The organism is Paenibacillus bouchesdurhonensis (assembly GCF_900155685.1).
Taxonomy (GTDB): domain Bacteria; phylum Bacillota; class Bacilli; order Paenibacillales; family Paenibacillaceae; genus Fontibacillus; species Fontibacillus bouchesdurhonensis.
In genome coordinates this window covers 610,191-629,624 of the sequence record NZ_LT732548.1, presented here as the reverse complement: position 1 = coordinate 629,624, position 19,434 = coordinate 610,191, and the positions used below count along the sequence as shown (strand labels likewise).

The following is a 19,434-nucleotide window of genomic DNA, read 5'->3' as shown; positions in this document are numbered from 1 at the left end:
CCGGCGACCTCGCTTGCAGCCTTGCGAGCGGGGTCTTCGCTACTTACTACAATGAAAGGAACTCTTAAATGAACAAGGATAAAAAGGAAATCATTCTACAAAATGCGCTGCGGCTATTTGGCGAAAAAGGAGTTGCGCTGACTACGGTCGATGAAATCGCCAAAGAAAGCGGGATGACCAAACCTTCTTTATATAAGTATTTTGACAGCAAGGAGACATTGCTGTTAGAAAGCATCTCAAATTTGAGCGAGTCATTGGATAGAGAGGTTAGCAAACTGTATCGTAACTTAGGGCTCTCCCCCGGCGAACGTATCGTTGAACTTATGGCAACCTATTTGAAGGTTGTCCTGAATCATAACTTCCAGACGCTAATGTTCAACATGCCTACACTTAAAAACTCACGCGACGAGAAAATTAGAAAAGCATGGACGGAATTAGAGGAGAAGTTCTATCTTTGGTTTGAAGATTGCATGACGGACAAGTATGGCAAAGATATTGAGAAGCATGCTATGGACATCATCTTTATCGCAGGCAGCATTTTGTTGGAATATTTCCGGCTTATTGGTTCCGATCTCCCTGATCGACAATGCCGCAGCCTTGCCGTATATGTCGGGCGGATTATCCACATCCTGGTAGAGGGGTTTAACACTCCTGAAATGAACAATGTCTCTCTGTTCGACTCTTCTTTGTTAGAAAGAATAGGGGATTGCAGAGACAAAACGGCCATAAAAAAAGCCCGCCGCTTGAATGAAGTGTTCGAAGAGCTGGAGTTCATTATTAGAGAGAGCGAATTGCTGACAGACATAGAAAAGGCAAACTACAGGGAAGCGTTAAAAAAAATAAGGGAAGAGTCGTTCGAGTCATCCCAAAATAACGTTGTAATAGAAGCTTTGGTACTGTACTTGGAAAAGGTGGAATCACTGAGAGAAGCATGTACTGAGCTACGCTCGTTATTAAAGTAATCTATCCGATAGCCGTGGATTACATTGAGTTATTGTTTCATGACAAGTTATTTCTACAAAAGAAGGGGCTGTCCAGCAGTCAGTTTTCACTGACTTTCTAGACAACCCCTTTATTACTCTATGCAATTCGATATGAACTAAATATAATTCAACTTCTCCAATACCCGCTTCAGCATGACAGCTGCCTGAGCGCGCGTAGCGTTGCCTTGAGGCTGGAATGTATCAAGACTAACGCCTTGGATAATACCTTCCTTCACTGCTTTGGCCACATTGTCCTTGGACTGGATCTTGGCACTGTCCTTGAATCGGTTCAGCGTCTGCGCTGAAGAGCCGTTCAGGGAAATATCATGACCTGCATAAGCCATGGCCCGTACCATCATCAGTGACATTTGCTCACGGGTAATGTAGCTATTCGGCTTAAACGTACCGTCCATGTTACCTGCAATGATGCCTGCTTTGGCTGCTGCCCCGATATAAGCTCCCGTGGTACCTGATGGTACATCCGGGAAGCGCCGGGCACTAGCCTCATCTCCTTCAAGACCTAATCCCTTAGCGATGAATACGGCAAACTCAGCCCGGGTAATGTTGCTGTTCGGATCGAACTTAGCTCCTTGTCGGCCTTCAACAATCAGTTTACCTGCCAAACTATTGATGGATGCATTCGCCCAATGATCTTTAGTATCTGTAAAATAACTATATCCAGCTGCCGGGCCAATAACGACATCCCCGTTTATTTTTCCACTAAGAATAACGATGCTGCCGCTGTTCGTCACCTTGCCAGGGACAAAGGAAGAGGTGCGGGCTGTCAGGTCATACTTTAAGAGAGATACTTGGCTCGTAGTTCCTTGATTAACCACTCTGAAATAGGCATGTCCTGAATGAGCCACATTTACTGCGTTTTGAGTTGCAGTGCCATTATAGACAGATACATATAATTGAACAGGATCGGCTGTCGGAGTAATGGTTACTCCGTTGCTATAATTCTGCGTCGGCAGTTGAACTCTAGCAACTGGTTCGATTTCCACTTTAAGATATGCTGAATTTAAGTTATTGACGTAAAGGGATCTTGAAATCTCCGCAAACGGAATTTTTTCGACAGGAAGCTCGTACATCATTTCCTGATAGCGTACCGCTAATGATCCCGTCTTACCACGGCTATACATATCCACAAGCGCACTCATCGGAATAATAACCTCTGCTGCTTTTTCTGTCCGTGGAACTTCGAATACTAATTTGCGCTGCGCTGAATTGTTGCTGATGAGAAACTGATAAGCTTCTTGCAGCTTAGCTCCATCGAGTACATATTTTTTAATATTTTGCTTGTTGCGAGTTAAGCTCTCTTGAGCTTGTGCGGTATTCAGGCTCATTAAATATCCGCCCACTCCAAACTCAGAAGGAGAGAAAACTGTAATATACGATGGCTGCCCACTGCTGGAACTGCTCCCTGCTTCTCCTTGCGTAAGATTTTGCACTGGAATTCGGCTGTATGCCTTAATGGTATTCCCAACATTGTCATAGAGCGGAGTAGAACCCAGCATATAAGACAAATCTACAACTTGTCCCGGAAGCACCGCCGTACTTAGTTTTATAGTAATCGTATCCCCGTTAACACTCACGGATTGTATCGCCCGATTAACTTGATCCACATTTACATTGAACTGGTTAGCGGGAACGAAGCTCGTAGCTCTCAATGTTGAATTATAGGTGACTGTGATCGTGTCGCCACGAACAATGGCTGAACGGATTCCCTCAGCCACCATACTGTAATTTACAGGTTCCAAATTAATATAGCCTGCAAGATTACCGTTTAAATCGGCAATTCCCCCTACACCGGATACATAGGATAAGGTTACACTCTGCTCCTTCGAGAAGGAGGATGCCAATGTAAGGATTACCTGGTTCGTCAAAACTTCAATACCTGTTACATATATAGGCGAATTATTGACCAATACAGAATACTGGCTTTTCATTGGAATGCTTGTACTTCTTAGTGCTTCGTTATAGGTAATTACGATTTTAGTACCGGAACCCTCGATTTTTGTGAATTCCGGAGCCTTCGTGTCATTATAATTCCGAACAAAATAGTCGCTAAACGGCGAAATATTTTGACCCCGGTAATCCTGTAACGGATAAGAACCTGGAGTATAGGATACTTTAACCACTTCACCATTGGATACAGAGCTGTTCAAATAAAGATAAACATATGATCCGCTTCTGCTAATTCTATTAATTCCTTTGGTTTGCCCATCTGCAGTCACGTTAAACTGTTCATATGCATAGCTGGATACATCCTTCAGGCTCTCGCTAAAGCGTAGTGTCAATGTGGTACCTGATATATATCCTTCTTGCGGCTTGGGCATGACAGAGTCGATGCCATTTGTAACTTCTCGACTCGCAAAACTCACAGCCACATTGCCGGCTAAATCTTGAATTGGACGTACGCCGCCAGCCGTGTAACTTATTCGGACGTTTTGCCCTACGGCTACGCCAGTCTCTAAGTAAACATATACACTTGAACCTGACGCAGATACACTGCTTATACGACGATCCTCTCCATTTACACTAACCTTGAAGCTAGAGGTCGATAGACTATAATAGGATTCCAACGTTTCATTATACAAAAGCCGGATTGACGTGTTCGAGTACATCGTTGCGCTCTGAAGGACAGGAGCGGTTTTGTCTGTGCTTCCGGTCTGGAACGTCCATCTATTTGTACCTGAAAGGCCAGCGTAGTAAATGGATGAGTTCTGGGCATCATAGACAGCGTTGCTTGGGATTTCTATGTAGTAGCTGATCCCCGTTTCCAGTGAGCTGCTCGGAGAGATCGTTACTTGATTACCGCTGGAAGTCACTGTAATAGGAACAGTGGCATGATTGGATGACTTCTTGAGTGTAATCCCTGCATTAGAAATATTGCGATTCAAGCTCACGTTACGGTTAAACGTAATCACCGGCTTCGCATTAACGCTTACAGTACTGCTACCACTGGTCGGGCTAAACGCTGTAGCATTCAACGCAGCGGTAGCCGGTGCACTCGCAGTCGTAAATGACCAATGAATCTCTGATGATTTAGCAGCATTACTTTCTCCAACAATAAAGGCATTTGCAGGAATTATAATGGTATAATTGCTCCCATATTGCAAATTGGTGGGCGGCGTTAAAATTATGGAGTTGGCGTTGCTTACCTGAGGTATCTCTACCTCCATTTTTTCAATGTAACCAGAAATACTTCTAGAAATCGTGAATGTTTGCTTCCCATTCGTCCGTACTTTTTCAGCTCCGAAATTTACTACCAATTTCGTGTTTATCGGCACCTCGTTACCTATTGGGCTGTAAGTAGAGGATGTGCTACTCACAACGGACAGCAATCCCTTGTTCAACAACAATCCTTCTGAGTTCAATGAATTTGTTGATGCCAAGGCAACTTGCCGATCTCCGCCACGATATTCATCACCAGAAGTCGCTCCAGTTGTCGCCCCCATTAACATATTCAACATTAAAACTGCAACAATCAGAAATGAAATCTTCCTTTGCATTTCACGTTCCCCTTTCCTTCCGATCCATGATTCTGTATATAACACCGTGCACGGTAGCCAAATACACACCTATGTATAATAACGGCAAGTTAGCCCCTCAAGTTTAGAACAAGGGACAAATTCGCCGACAGTATTTAATAGTTCATCGACACAAATAACTCCTGGCCACTTATTGCTCGTTGTCCAGGAGTTTACCGAATCCTATGTTTTTTCATGTTTTGTTCATCCTGCTCATTATTTTATGCGCTTCAGTTCCCGAATGATCGTTTCCTGCTCTAACGAATGCAAAGCTAAAGATTCCAATATTCGATCCTGCCGACCTTGGCCTTCTTTTAACTCTGCGAGATCCTCTTGCATAACCGTTACTTTCTCATTCGTAGACTTTACCACACCAATCAGTTGTGTTATCAGCCCTTCATGACTATCTAGTCTTTGGTCTATGCCATCCAATCGTTTGTCTATGCCATCCAATCGTTTGTCTATGCCATCTAATCGTTTGTCTATGCCATCTAATCGCTGGTCTATCCCATCCATTCTACCATTAATACTTCCAAGCTCTTTGAGTATCAGATCAAGCTTTTGCTCGCTCACTTTTGTCCCTCCTTTTATTCAACAAATTATAGTATTTATCCTGTCCCTATATGTTAGGCTATTATTCAGTATATCACATATTTTGCAGCTCCTGTTCCCATCTATGCGGATTCTCAATAGCAATCATTATACAGGCAGCCTTAGTGAATTGATTCAATTAATATCCAACCGTTCTACGGATGATCATACATTAGCGTTGAACCTGTTTCAAGCCGTTCTGAACTGGGAAAAAAATAAGAAAGACGACTAGAATTTAAAAACGGATACCCACGCTAAATCGCAATAGATATCCGTTTTCTATTTTAGACCAACAAGTAATTTAAACTTAAATCCCCGCTTGTGCTTTCAAAGCTTCTACCTTGTCTAGGCGCTCCCATGGCAGATCAAGATCTGTACGGCCAAAATGTCCATAAGCTGCTGTCTGACGGTAAATCGGGCGGCGCAGATCCAGCATGCGAATGATACCCGCAGGACGAAGGTCAAAGTTCTCACGAATCAGTTCAACTAGCTTCTCTTCTGGAATTTTCCCCGTTCCATACGTGTCTACGTTGATGGAGACAGGAGTCGCTACGCCGATCGCATAAGCAAGCTGAATTTCCAATTTGTCCGCCAGGCCAGCAGCTACGAGGTTTTTAGCTACATAACGTGCCGCGTAGGCTGCAGAGCGATCCACTTTTGTAGGATCCTTGCCCGAAAATGCACCACCGCCATGACGAGCATAGCCACCATACGTGTCAACGATAATTTTACGGCCGGTAAGACCAGCATCCCCTTGCGGCCCGCCGATAACAAAACGACCTGTAGGGTTAATAAAATATTTGGTCTGCTCGTCCAACAGCTCTGCTGGAACGACCGGAAGAATGACATGCTCCTTAATATCCCTCTGGATTTGCTCCAGTGTAATTTCCTCAGCATGCTGTGTCGATACAACAATCGTATCCACGCGAACCACTTTGTCATCTTCATATTCAATAGTCACTTGGGTTTTGCCGTCAGGACGCAAATAGTTCAACGTTCCATCCTTACGCACTGCAGCCAAACGACGAGCAATACGATGGGAAAGAGCTATCGGCAGTGGCATGAACTCTGGAGTTTCATTCGTTGCGAAGCCGAACATCAATCCTTGATCGCCTGCTCCGATATTTTCCGTTTCTTTATCCATTTGAGCCGGATCGCGGTGTTCAAGAGCTGCGTTTACACCTTGGGCGATGTCGGCTGATTGCTCGTTCAATGATGTCAATACAGCGCATGTATTAGAGTCAAAACCGTATTTCGCACGGGTGTAACCAATTTCTCTAATCGTCTTCCGTACTAGAGCTGGAATATCCACATATTCTGATTTTGTACTAATCTCACCAATGACAAGTACAAGGCCAGTAGCTACGGACACTTCGCACGCAACGCGCGCATAAGGGTCTTCCTTTAGAAAAGCGTCCAGCACCGCATCGGAGATCTGGTCACAAATCTTATCCGGATGTCCCTCTGTAACGGATTCAGAAGTAAATAAATGGCGTCCTTTGATGGACATTTCAATCAACCTCCCCATGTGGATAGTATGGCATTTGCCTAAGTACCCAATACTAAAAATATTGTACAATGCGCTTCATAGTTGAATGGGCTACCCTGCAACATTGTGAGGATTCCCAAAAATAAGCCAACAGCAAAAAATGAACCTTTTCCATAGCGGAAAAGGTTGATTTGACAATCCTTAAAAGTCATATTAACGCATTTACCAGGTCATGTCAAAATAAAAAAAGCAAATTGAAGAAAAATTAATTCATTAAATTCCGTTGAGCATGTGCAATTAGTCTTTTGGTAATTTCCCCACCAACCGAGCCGTTCTCTCGGGCTGTCAGATGCCCCCAATAGCTCGAATAGCCTGATGCAGCCCCATCCATACCCAGTTCACCTGCAAACTCCGTATCGGCAGAGCCAGACGCTCCAGCATTGCGGCCCACTGCTAGCCCAAACTCGGCGGCAATCTCATATTTCCATTGGTGCAGTACTTGATGGCTCTCCGGAATGATTTTACGATTACTTCTAGCCATATTCTTTGGCACCTCCCTATAAAAATAAATGTCTCAAGGGTAGTATGCGTTAAGAACAATTGAATAGCCGTCACAATGTTTGTTACTGCTGGTACTATTCTTCCATGGAGACAATCCCCATTGCCAAGGAATTATTTGATAGAATAGCCGCCACGCACCATAACAGTCAATGGATGTGTCTGTTCCTCTTGATGCTGAATACCCCGGCCTGCCCTTGGGAAGGATAACAAATGATTGTTCGTAACCGTACCACCGTTTGTGATATCTTTGCCGTCTGTTAAATCTGCTACGCCATTTTGATCTTCACTATAGATAACAGCTTTTCCTGCCCGTACGACAAATTCAGAGCCTGCTGCAGCAATTAACTTCTGTCCCGGCTTCACTTCAACGATTTTCACTTCAGCTGAAGATTCTGCTGCAGTATTGTTTCCCGTTGGCGTATTCGAGCTTGAATCAGTAGCCCCTGTAGAAGGCACAGAACTGCTGCCACCTCCCTTTAAGGCCTGTTGGATCTGCTGATCCACATAGCTCTTCGTCACAACAGGATCATCGGCGGTTCCCGGCTGATTCGTTACAGGTGCCCCTTCTACATTCTCATTCAATAAAGATCCAACCCATATCCCACCGCCTATTAAAACGACTGCTGCCGCTACTTTCCACGTAGATTTCATTATGTACCTCCTATTATGTGTCGGGGCTCTATTAATCCCGTTTCGGATCATTATCCATCTCTTTCATGATAGTAGGTTTAAGGGACGGAAACAAGCAAAAATCCCTTTAGTAGGGATTTTTGCTTGTTTTGAAATTTTAGTTATATAAATCTGAGTTAACAAAGTATGCTGATTGAGTAGCGATTTTTGTTTTTTCACCTTGATAAGAATCATAGATCGAGAATTGGAAGCCTCCTGATCTTGAAGTTGCAAAGATCGGATCATTTATAACATAAGAGAAGCTTTGGTTACCGCCAACAATAAAGTCTTTTTCCAGCTCAATTTCCTTTTCGAATCTAGCCCCACTAGAATCAGTTACTTCAAGAATAAATTTATGCTGGAATTCACCGATATCAAATGTCAAATCTCGTTTCAAATCGTATTTCATCTTCACTTCTAAACCTGAAGAATTCGTACGTCCTTCAATTTCTTTTACGGTTAGCGTGTAAGGGAACAACTCAACATCCTTCAACGTACTCTGAATGCTTCTACTATCCAAATTCAATTCCATGGCCGATGCATTTACAAAACCTGTAGGCTTACCCTCTAGTTCTGTAAATTTATCTTCAGTTACACTCTCACCTACAACCAGGTTCCAGTTAGATACGGTAGTTCCCTTAGGTACCTTCGCAGAGAATGATACTAGGCTAGCCGACTGCGGCCCAACAGCATGTTTGACATGATTGACATCGGCTTTATAGTACTGTCCATCATCTGTTTGGAAGTAGCCCGTCAACTGAGACAAGTTCGCTTGCTTATTCTCAAGGTTTCGCATAATGAGTTCCGTGTAGATGATATCGCTGGTGCTGCCCTTGTACAAATAAGTCTTGCGAGTTTTAAGGTCGGACTTCTTGCCAGCTGTGTCTAGGTTAAAATATGACCCGTCTGTGATTTGTTTGAGATCGCTAGTTTTTCCGTAATTCGAGAACATAACCCAATTACTCGTTTTGTCAGTTCCAGTCTTCTGTAACAATTGTACCTGCAATTGAGAGAAATTCAGGCTTGAAGGTACATTTGCTACAACATATACGCTTGTCTTCTCTCCTGGCCCCAGAATTTGAGTTGTATTCGTATTTACCAACTGTACTGTGCTGCTAAGTGCTGTTAAATCCATTTTATAGGCTCCAGCGAATTCAGGCAGCTTTGCCGCCTTCGTACCTTTATTAACGATTGTAATCTTGGTTGCTAGCAGGTTTCCGTCATTCCACGGAAGTTTTTGAATTGCATCTAGTGTAACGCCAAATACACCATCATTATTTCTAATCGTACGCTCTTGGCCTTGGGCATACTGCATTTCAGTATATTCTGGCAAGCTATACATGGCAACTGGGTAGCTATTACCCGTGGTTGGTGCTGTCGGTTCATCAGTTGAGCCTTGTGAACCGCCAGTTGGCGTTTTTAATACAAGATCTAACTCTTCTGCATTAACAACAACCGGTATCGTTCCGTCAATCGAAATAATTTGTTCATCATTCGGTTCTAATACCGTTCCCTCTAAGCCGCTGGCAACAAGTGGATACGATTTAGTGCCTGCTTGAATTTCAAAGGAGTAATTTGGAATGGTGATAGCCTTGTCTCCCTTGTTAGTAATTGCAAATTGAATCGATAAATCACTTTTGCCAAAGCTTTGATTTCTAGCAATACTCTCAATTCTAGTCGTAATATTCGTACTATCAATCTTTAACAATCTTTCTTTGTTAGCGGCTGTCTTAGAGCTTTGTCCTTGCTTCGTACCCAGTCCCATGGATGCTACAGGAAGTTCACTTTTTGACGCCTCATCATTTTGTACAAGTAAAAGCTGCAAATTATTTAAATTAACGTTTTTAGGAATCTTAGCAATCAGATTTAGCATCTTGTTTTCTTGTGGTAAAATCTTAATATTCGAGCTGGATGAATCGGGTGTCACAGCAAATGCGGTTCCACTCGCTGTCTGAACCACGTATTTGAGATTAGGATTCTCAATGGAGCTTGACCCCGTATTCTGCAAGTACAGAGCGATATTCACATAATTAGAATCACCTAAGCCTAAAACATTAACTGACATAACTTTTGCATTTGCTGAAAACTCATTCAATGTTAACTTCCGAGTGGTATTCACAGGTGTTGCTACAGCATATGTAGATGGAATGTTGATACTTCCTAACACTTGCTCATAACCGGCAACGCTAAAATTCCATTTAACGATTTGGAAATTCAGATCACTGTACTTTAGATGCTTGGCTATTTTGGTCGTATAGGTTACGTTAACTGAAGAACCTGGTACAACCTTCTTCTTCTCCTTATCCGCTCCTACAACACTTACACTATATACCGTACCTGATTTCGTTTTGACTTTCGTCCAATAATCAATGAGTGATAAGCTCTTACTATCATTATTGTGATAAGTAAGGGTATACGTTAGTACATTACCATCAGCTTGAGATAAAATGTTCACATTGCTTAACTTCACAGTACTCTTGCCTGAAATCTTAACCCCACTTAAGTTGCCTAGAGTCTTAACTACCTGCGCTGCTGACGTATTCGTTTGCGACTTTGTAGCGGCCGCCCCTGCAATTCCAGTTGCGCTCTGTGCCATTAAAGCAGCTACAGCCAATGAAGCTACAACCATCTTCGTCCTATTCAAGATTAAACCTCCTAATTTAAAAAGTCGTATATAGTATATACGCATTAAATTAAAAAAAGTTCAAGAAAATTATGTAGTTTTGTAGTGAATTATAATTACAATCAATCATTCTTAAGAATAAATCATCTATACTCCAACAAATTTTTAAGATAGAAACGTTAACTAAGCCAAATTTAAAGTTATACCATTGCTGTAGCAGATGAAGTATTAGACTTAATTTTTAGTAACTGCAATACAATAAAAAACGGGCTCAGAGAGCCCGTTCTTTATTGTATTGATTTAATTAATAGTTACATTTCTAGAAACATTAAGTTTATTAACTGGCTTAGCATTAACACCATTATCTACAAGCGCTTTAGAACTATCGTTCTTATCACCATCGAATGTAATTGTCAAGTTAGCTGCAGTGAAGTCACCATTATCTGGTGTTTTTGCAGACTCTGTTACATACACTCTAAGTACTGCAGTTGTAGGGCCAGTAATTTCGAATGCTGTAGAACCATCAATAGCTTTAGCTTCAGCCTCATTAAACTTAACCTTGAACAAGTTGTTAGCAATATGTTCAGAAGTAGAGAAGCCGGAGAGTTTAATGTCTTCATCAGAAGTCAACGTGATGTCATAATAAGTTGCATTTGTAACAGTGTTAACTTTCTCAATTTTGCTAAACTCAAGCTCTGGTCTAATATCATCGATTAGAGTTGTAGCCGCAAACGATAATTTGTTACCAAGGCTGTCTTGTGAAACGACATTTGATGCTGTTTTAATTTGAACGTTAGATGCATCAGCTTTAATCACTTTATCATCAAATGTCAGAGTAACACTTTTTTGGTCTCCACTCAAAGTAGCAGTAGCAGGAGTAATATCTCCGCTTCCTGTAACTAGAACAAAGTCATATCTACTAGTTGTGCTCAGTTTGCCGTTAAAGGAAAGTTTAATTTCCTTGCGAGTTTTTGCTTCAGCTTTGTCTAGACCTAGAATATCAGCAGATGTACTCTTGATGTCCTTTGTGATGTGGTAGCTATTTCCAGAAACGAAATATTTACCATCTACATCAGCCACATAGCTAATAGTAAGTTCTGATTCTTTCAATGTATTAGCAGCAACACTAGAATATACATCATCTGTTTTAGCAGTAATACGGATAACATCACTAGTGATAGCTACAACATCATTTTTATCAGTTGTCACTGCTTTTCCTGATCCTGCAAATACATATTTCTCAGGTTGCAATGCACTACCTTCTCCGTCAACCTTCACACTTCTGTTGAATTGAACAAAAATGTAAGATTCATTGGAGTTTACATTTTGTACCCAAACACGATCAATACCGGCTACTGCTACAGATTTAGTATTAAATTGAACATCTACTGGAAGAATAGTGTTTGGAACATATGCATCATCAGTCAAGTTAGAAATAGAAACAATATAGTCAGTGTTGTCGTCTAGACTTCCAACTGAACCAAGGTTCAATGTTACAGTTTTATCATCAGAATTGTAAATTGGTTGGTAAACTGGTTTACCATCAGCATTTACACCTGATTTATCTGCAACTTTACCATCAGCATTTTTCAAAACATAATTATCACGGTCTTCAGCTTTAGTTCTATTCAGAGTTTCGCTGAAGTTGATAACCAATTTGATGAATCCATCTTCAGTCTTCAGTTCTTGGCCTACAACAGTTGGACGGATAGTATCCAATTCAGGAGTTACTTTAACATCACGATCAGTTTTGTTGTCGCTATAGTCAGAAACACCTGTCAAATGAATTGTGTTTTCGCCATAATTCAATGGCTGGTCTTTGTTGTCAAATCTCAAAGTAACTACATTGTCTCTAATTTCAATGCTTGTAGCTTTACGGGATGAAACATTAGCGTATGCACTTTCTACACTTTTAACTGTTTCATCAAAGGTAACAACAACTTCACGAAGATCGTTAGCTTTCACAGAAACAATTTCAGGAGCAGCATTATCAACAACTACAGTAAAGTCATTTTCTACCGGAGCAACTTTCAGACCAGAGAAGTCTTCAACGTTACTTACGCTAACCTTATGCTCACCTTCAGTTAAGTTAGTAGATACAATCACTGTATCAGGGTAAGAGTAAGTGATGTATGCTCCAACTGCCTTTCCATCAATTTTGAAGTTACTGGAGATGGAAGCTTCACGACCTTTAATCGGCTCGCTGAATTTAACTTTAAATGCTTTAGTACCCAAACCTACAACTTCTTTGATTGTAGGAGCAGTTACATCAGAAGGAACAAATTTGATAGTTTGCTCAAATGTTTTTGTTCCATCTTCGTTTTTAACATTTTTAATTTTCAGTTCAACTTCTTTTTGGTTTTTCAGAGTTGCATTGTCAGCTTCAGCCAACAAAATCGTTGCAGATGTTTTGTCTTCAGACACTGTTACTTTATCAATCTTTTTACCACCATCAACACTGTAGTTGTCTTTCAAACCAGCAGATACAACATCTACAGTTCCGTCGAACTCAACAACTACTTGTTTCAGGTCAGCAGCAGACACAGAACGAACTGTTTGAGCCACAGTAGTAACGTAAGTTACTTTGTGCGTGTACTCAGCACCGTTGTGAGTGAATTTCACTTCAGTTTCTTTGTTAGGCGCAAGAGCTTCTTCCAAAGTTACTTTCACAACTTCGTCGTTGGAGAGTTTGAACTCAACAACTTTACCAGCTTCGGATACTGTGTAGGAAGCAACAGTAGGAACTTGGTTAGCTTCGTAAGTTGCATGAGCAGCTACAACTACTTGCGAACGAGTTGCGTTAGCTTGGTAGTTGATGCCGGACTCGAGCAAGCCAGCATCGATTGCTGCTTGAACATAGCCTTTAGCCCACTCAGTAGCAGTGTTATCAGTTTCAGCTGGAACTTCTAGTCCCAGAGCTTTAACCAAAACTACAGCCAATTCTTGAACTGTCAAGTTGTCGCTTGGTCCAAACAGTTGCTTAACAGCATCTTTACCTGTCAGGATGCCAGCTTGTGTAGCAGCTTCGATGTACTTAGCAGCCCAGTGGTTAACATCATAGTTTTTGTCTTTGTAAGTAGCTACGCCAGTAACCGGCTCAAGATCGATCGCTTTAACGATGATTGTTGCCAACTCAGCGCGAGTAATAGATTTATCAAGACCTGCTGTTCCATCTGGGTATCCAGTTACGATACCAGCGGATTTCAATGCATCAAATTGTTGCTGTGGTGTCAATTTTGCATCGGCACTGAATGCTACGGAAGCAAACATGGAGAATGCCATTGCTGTAGACAAAGCTACGGATAAAATTTTCTTCATAACCTTTTTTTCTCCTCCTTGAATATCCTTCATATGAGAGTTTTCTTTAAATGAATAGCTCGTGTTACTCATTAGCCATTGCACCTCCTTTCCAGAGTCTTGAGCGAGTTCCTATAAATTAGGTCTGCGGGTGGGCCGCAGAAACTTGTAAACAATGCAAGCAAATAGAACGTAGAACTAGACTAGTTACCTAATCCTACCTAGACATTATACAATGTATACCAACAACCGTAAAGCTAATTTTTCTAATAGATAGACAAGTTTCCCCATAAGGTACATCTTGGTTGTCTAATTTCGTCGTATAAATTGGTCATCATTGTAAATGCTCTACATCTTAAACGCAGCAGAATTCAAAAAGTTGCGCCCTTTTTAAAAAAATTTGCAACTTTGTTACTTTTCTAAGCTTATCCTCGTTTACATCTTATTTCTTTCCTTACCGCCTTACGGAAATTAGTATAACATACCTGTTTATCCCAGTCATTAAGCAACATTTGCCAAAATCCCAATATTACTATCCTATGCTCGTATAGCATAAATAAGACGCCCAATTGGACGCCTTATTCACTCAAGAACATAAAGATTAATTCATTATAAGATTATTATCTAACTTTCATCGCCAGTTGAATAATCCGGGCGCGCATTTGAGGGTCTGTATCCAGCTTTGCATACATATCTTCAATTGCCTTCTTATTATCTTTATAAGTCTTCTCATGCTTCATCGTTACATGTGACCAATCGATGAGCTCATTCTCGGCATTACGAAGTGCGTTGAATGCTTCATGGAATCCAGTTTCTACTACTAGAACTTCCATGACTTCCTGCGTCACTTCTTGGGCTTTAGCCGTTTCTTCGATCTTTTTCTCTAAAACTTTCGATTTATCCTCGAATTTTGTCTTTGCTTTCATATAGCCTAGCTGAGCCTTCGATAGGATCGGTTTCATCTGTCCATATTCACCCTTTTGCTAAAATGTCTACTACTTCCTTTTGCTATTGTAACGTAATCTCCAACAAATTACAAAATGATGTAATTGGAAAAAAAGAAGCCTTCCCGCTTATCGTCCCACGGGTAAGGCTCTTTGGTAACTAGCTTAAGTTTTTAGGGAATATGCTCGTGCTCTTTTTAAGCAGCTCTACGGCAATTTTTCCCGCTTCCGCACGAGTCATGCTGCTCTCAGGATTAAAGTTATAGGAAGCCTTCTTCTGCCCTGGGAGCATGGTTTGTTGGGCATCCATAATTTTGGCCTTGTATACAGCTTGTACAGCTGGACGGGCATATGGATCTATACGGCCGGAATCAAGGAACTGTTTGGCAAGAGCATCTCTCAGCTTGTTGTCATTCGCAGGCAGCTTTAATTTAAGCGCTCGGGCAACCATCATAGCAGCCTGCTGTCTTGTCACCGGCTCCTCAACGCCAAAGTATCCTTCACCGAGACCGGAAATAATACCAGCTCTTGAGGCCGTCTCGATATACTTGAAATCCCAAGTATCCGTCTTGGCACCCGGGACAACGTCAAAGTAAGTTTGAACGTTCATATCATAGTTCAACGGGAGGTTTAATCCCTTCACGATAAGGGTAGCAAATTCACCGCGCGTAGTCAGGTCATCAGCGCCAAACGCACTTGCCTGTACGTTAGTCATAATCCCCTTGGCATACAGCGCATTTAGAATATTCCGTGCCCACGGATGGTTAGTAATGTCACTGTAGCCCCGGCTTTGTTTCATTACTACGTAATATCCAAATTCATCAAACGGAACAGTGATCGTGTTATCTTTGGTATTGACTGCACCGCCAATATTTTCCCATTCCGCTTTATCGTTAAACCGGAACACAGTAATCGTTGTACCCGCTGCATCAACCACATTCTTATCGAATGCCAGCTTCAAAGTACCTCTTTGCGATGGAACAAGCTTTCTTTCCGGCTCGAAAATCGCTACATCCTTAAAGTTACCATAGTCTGAATACTGCGGCAGGACGGAATAAGGCGGCAAACCATTCGTAGCCGGTTTATAACCAGGATCGGTCTTAGTACCCTTCTCGCCAATCCCTCCGCTAATCCAATACACGTTGGAGACTCTAGTAAAGTTATAGGTTTTCGTCGGGAGATTAAACAGCTCAACGAGATCCGCTGGAAGACGGATACTGCTTTCGCCGTTTGGTGTACGATCATCCTTGTTCACATTAATAATATTTCCATAGTCGTTTCGAATTTCTACAATCCCATTTTTGGGATCAGCAATCCCGAACAAGTATTTATTGTCCGGATAGAACTTTGTGACTTCATTGGTTCCAACATTTGCTGTCTGCAGTACAGTTCCCTTCGGAAAGCTCAGCTCTAACGCTTTGTTGAAGGCCGAATATTTATTCGCCGGTTTTTCCGTCATGTACTGAGAGTCTATCGCTATCGCACTTGCATAGTAAACATCGACAGTGTGGTTTAAGGTCTCAGTTCCACGTATAATTTGAATCTTGATCTTTGTCGTTTTATCCGGCTTCAAGCCTACAAAGTCATAGAAGAAGCGGTTGTTCATGTCTGTACGCTTTGTGGCATCCTCTTTGTCAACAATGACCCTCGTTGCACCTTCAGCCTCGATATCGAAGCGGACAAAGTTTTTATTTACAATAATTTGATCCCCTACCGTTGGCTTCGGAGACAAAATACGGAATGCAGCCAATACCCGTGTTATTTCAAGACGCTGGCTAGTCCGAGATCCAGTAGCATTAATCAATTCTACGTTGTAAATATGGCTGCCCGGTGTATCAAAGGGGACATCCTCAATCCGCAACACAAATTTGTCTTTAAACACCGCTAAATTATATTTGTACTCCACATTATTCCGGTCTTTGAAAGTACCGGAAACAATTTGTGTATCTCCTTGTCCATTCGCTGATAAGTCCCCGCTATTCCATCCAGCTGCTGAAATATCCTGCGATGAGAAGAATTTAGCCGAGCCCAAATTCAGATTAATAATTTTGGCTCCACCGCCTTGCAGAACAAGGTCATATTTCAATTGACTTGTCTCATAGCTGCCTTCCTTCAGCTCGAATTCTGGAGACAGCTCCAAAATGCGATCCAGCTTAGGATTGACCGACATATCATTTAGTTCCAGCCCGAGGAAGGATTCACGCTTGTCCGGGTCTGCCAAGGCAGGACGGAATATCGTAATATTGGATAGATTTTTATCCAAAATATAAATCCGCAGCTCTTTGCGAACTGTGCGGGAGTTCCCTTGACCGTCCACCGACGTACCTGTAAAGACAATCCGGTTCTCTCCATAGAACAGTGGGCCGTCTATATCTACTGCAAGATCGATATTAATTTTTGGATACGTAGCCATTAAATCAACAGGCGAACTTAATTCCTTGCCCGGTTTTCCGTTCACAAAAAACTCAGCATTCTCCACGTTCTCGAAATCTTTATACTCGCCCTTGATTTTGATCGTTTGGGTCGTTGGAACCGACGAATCTACTTCAAAGGTCTGTCCATCATACATATTTTCAATGTAGATAAAGTTCTTCGTTGCATATGAAATCGTCGCAACATAGTAGGCATTAGAGCCATTAAATGAGAATCTTACCTGCTGCTTCCCACTGGAAAAGCCCTCAACTTTGTAAATTCGCTGGTTGGAGGCCAAGCCAGTAATAGAAGGCCCCGACGTTAAAGCTACTGCCCCGCCGATCGGCAAGTATTGTGCCCCGAGATTCGCGCCGCTGATATCTTGATCCGCAGTAACTAGAATATAGAACTCTTCCTTGTCAACTTCAGCACCGTTTAGAGCTAATTGGCTTTGTTCATCCAATGTTTTTGCTGGATCGAAATTTTTCAGATATTTCATATCCGTGATACCGATCCTGCCCGGCAAGTATTTGAAGCTCATAGAGTAAGATGCATTCAAGGCATTATCATAAGCTACTGTTAAGACTGCATTTTGATTCTCTAAAAATACCCCTGGATTGGTCGGATCTTCCTTAAAATCAAAAGAATTGACCTTAAATGTCACCAAGCGATATGCCGCGCTAATGCCGTCTGGAGCAGGAATAGCAATATCAGTTATATCCGACGCCGAAACAAGCGTGCTATCAATATGCACGACACCAGCATTGGCAAATGATTTCCCGGTATCCGGCAGTAGGACTTCTACCTCAAGTACACCCGTAGGACTTGTTGTCACTGCTCCTGTTACAGTAGGTGTCTTTTGAAACAGGTCATAGTCCTTGCCGTCGTGAGCCATCATAATTTTTATAAAAGGACTGCTTTTATCAAAGTAATATACTTCGCGCTTAAGCGTCACTGAATCAGCGCCAGTCTTAACAACAATAGTCAATGTATTAAGTCCGGTGCTTAGTTTGAGGGAAGGCGAGAAAAACTTACCGGTCTGAGTCAATGTCGACATGAGCGGGTTCTCGTTATTAATGGCTACCGTTACATCTGTCGCATTTTTAACCTCACCCTGAATCGAAATGTTTTCCCGGTCGGAAACCACCTTGATTCCTTCATTCAAATAAATTTCGCCGATGCTGGAACCTAGCATTTTCAGTTCCTGAACGTAAGGCACTTGGTCATAAAGGACATAAAACACGTCGGAACGGGTTATTCCGTTCTGCGATCCAGACAAAGTAATCTTGTTAAAGCCAGGAAACAATGACAAATTCGTCGCTTTAAATCTCAACACTGTAGATGAAGTATCTTTAGAAATAGAGCCTTCCTTGAAGTGTGTGCTGTCTGTAACCCATTCCGTATCCCCATTAGCATTTTTGGTAGATGTCAATTGCTCCACCCGAGCTCTCAGGGATTCTTCACTAACTGTCGTATACGTTCCTGTAATGGTCAGCGTGGAACTGGTTGTTACCAATACGTTCTCCCGCTTGATTTGATTAGGCCCGGCTTCGGTCGTAAGCGAGGAAGTCGCTTGAAGCTCTCTGTCATCGAGCATAAAAGTGTTTGTTGCTGCATGAACCGGCTTAGCTATGCCAACCGGGACTAACGTAACAACCAATGCCATTAGCATAAGCCATACGAAAGGTTTCTTGATGCGCTGCATGAGTATAATCTCTCCTTTTTTACTAATAATTTTGAGTGATTCCCGCAACACGTGTCGGAAACCGTCCAAGAGTCGTATAGAATAGTTATCGGCGAATAACATCCAAATTTTTAGGAATTATGTAAAATAGATTAGGATTAATCCACTCCCGAAGTTTATGAACAACTATACTAAAGTCATTTAACTTCGCATCCATCCCGTCCTGATGATAACGAATCGCTCTAGTGGTATGATCGGTCTCATTCAGTAAGAACAAGAAAATAACATTTCCGATGCCCTTCTCTAAGTTTATTTTCAATTTTTCACTTTAATAGCATCACCCATCGTTAGATTCAAATGGATTTCATGCTATAACTTTTCCCCTTCCGCAGCATTTTCAAGAATCAGCTGTATTTTGTGTACTAAAGGCATTGCTTTGGGCTCTCCATGTCCCTGGGCCGCAATTTAAATACAAGAATTCCAACTAGTTTTTCACATTTGGCGATACCCGGTCCTTTAAATACCATAAATACAGCTAGTGCGTGCAGCAACTACTTCCGCGCGCGTTAAGCAGTCCACTCACTCAACACAAAACAACCCTTACTGCAATTAAGAAGCAGCAAGGGTTGTCCGATAAAAAGTCAAAAT

The 19,434-nt window shown here is 41.9% G+C and carries 10 protein-coding genes; 1 reads left to right on the top strand and 9 read right to left on the bottom strand.

Going from position 1 to position 19,434, the window contains the following annotated elements; translation table 11 throughout:
* The first annotated feature begins 68 nt into the window (after nucleotides 1-68).
* The gene (locus CZ379_RS07155) at nucleotides 69-962 is read left to right on the top strand and encodes a TetR/AcrR family transcriptional regulator (protein WP_110931029.1); all 894 of its coding nucleotides are present in this window, start codon (nucleotides 69-71) and stop codon (nucleotides 960-962) included.
* 137 nt (nucleotides 963-1,099) lie between these two features.
* Here the strand turns inward: CZ379_RS07155 and CZ379_RS07150 are convergent, their stop codons facing one another.
* The 9 genes from CZ379_RS07150 to CZ379_RS07110 form a co-directional block, all read right to left on the bottom strand.
* A complete protein-coding gene (locus CZ379_RS07150; RefSeq protein WP_110931028.1) occupies nucleotides 1,100-4,498 on the bottom strand; it encodes a SwmB domain-containing protein in 3,399 nt (1,132 codons plus the stop codon).
* Nucleotides 4,499-4,732: 234 nt separating this feature from the next.
* Nucleotides 4,733-5,089: a hypothetical protein gene (locus CZ379_RS07145; protein ID WP_234404850.1), complete on the bottom strand. Its 357-nt coding sequence runs from the start codon at nucleotides 5,087-5,089 to the stop codon at nucleotides 4,733-4,735.
* Nucleotides 5,090-5,414: 325 nt separating this feature from the next.
* On the bottom strand, nucleotides 5,415-6,617 hold the full coding sequence (gene metK / locus CZ379_RS07140) for a methionine adenosyltransferase (RefSeq protein WP_110931027.1): 1,203 nt from the start codon (nucleotides 6,615-6,617) through the stop codon (nucleotides 5,415-5,417).
* 244 nt (nucleotides 6,618-6,861) lie between these two features.
* Nucleotides 6,862-7,137 carry an alpha/beta-type small acid-soluble spore protein gene (locus CZ379_RS07135; protein ID WP_110931026.1) on the bottom strand — a complete coding sequence of 92 codons (276 nt, stop codon included), beginning with the start codon at nucleotides 7,135-7,137 and terminating at the stop codon, nucleotides 6,862-6,864.
* Nucleotides 7,138-7,268: 131 nt separating this feature from the next.
* A complete protein-coding gene (locus tag CZ379_RS07130; RefSeq protein WP_110931025.1) occupies nucleotides 7,269-7,808 on the bottom strand; it encodes a hypothetical protein in 540 nt (179 codons plus the stop codon).
* A 136-nt stretch (nucleotides 7,809-7,944) separates the two neighbouring features.
* Entirely contained in the window at nucleotides 7,945-10,470 is a 2,526-nt protein-coding gene (locus CZ379_RS07125) for a hypothetical protein (RefSeq protein WP_110931024.1), read from the bottom strand.
* A 279-nt stretch (nucleotides 10,471-10,749) separates the two neighbouring features.
* Nucleotides 10,750-13,839, bottom strand: a complete 3,090-nt coding sequence (locus CZ379_RS07120) for an S-layer homology domain-containing protein (protein ID WP_110931023.1) — start codon at nucleotides 13,837-13,839, stop codon at nucleotides 10,750-10,752.
* A gap of 527 nt (nucleotides 13,840-14,366) precedes the next feature.
* Entirely contained in the window at nucleotides 14,367-14,708 is a 342-nt protein-coding gene (locus CZ379_RS07115; RefSeq protein ID WP_110931022.1) for a hypothetical protein, read from the bottom strand.
* A gap of 142 nt (nucleotides 14,709-14,850) precedes the next feature.
* Nucleotides 14,851-18,807: an S-layer homology domain-containing protein gene (locus CZ379_RS07110; protein ID WP_199925508.1), complete on the bottom strand. Its 3,957-nt coding sequence runs from the start codon at nucleotides 18,805-18,807 to the stop codon at nucleotides 14,851-14,853.
* Between the last annotated feature and the right edge of the window lie 627 nt (nucleotides 18,808-19,434).

Bases quoted from the DNA above. Each gene is read 5' to 3' on its own strand.
- CZ379_RS07155 (WP_110931029.1), top strand. From the start codon at position 69: ATGAACAAGGATAAAAAGGAAATCATTCTACAAAATGCGCTGCGGCTA.
- CZ379_RS07150 (WP_110931028.1), bottom strand. From the start codon at position 4,498: ATGCAAAGGAAGATTTCATTTCTGATTGTTGCAGTTTTAATGTTGAAT.
- metK (WP_110931027.1), bottom strand. From the start codon at position 6,617: ATGTCCATCAAAGGACGCCATTTATTTACTTCTGAATCCGTTACAGAG.
- CZ379_RS07135 (WP_110931026.1), bottom strand. From the start codon at position 7,137: ATGGCTAGAAGTAATCGTAAAATCATTCCGGAGAGCCATCAAGTACTG.
- CZ379_RS07130 (WP_110931025.1), bottom strand. From the start codon at position 7,808: ATGAAATCTACGTGGAAAGTAGCGGCAGCAGTCGTTTTAATAGGCGGT.
- CZ379_RS07120 (WP_110931023.1), bottom strand. From the start codon at position 13,839: ATGAGTAACACGAGCTATTCATTTAAAGAAAACTCTCATATGAAGGAT.
- CZ379_RS07115 (WP_110931022.1), bottom strand. From the start codon at position 14,708: ATGAAACCGATCCTATCGAAGGCTCAGCTAGGCTATATGAAAGCAAAG.
- CZ379_RS07110 (WP_199925508.1), bottom strand. From the start codon at position 18,807: ATGCAGCGCATCAAGAAACCTTTCGTATGGCTTATGCTAATGGCATTG.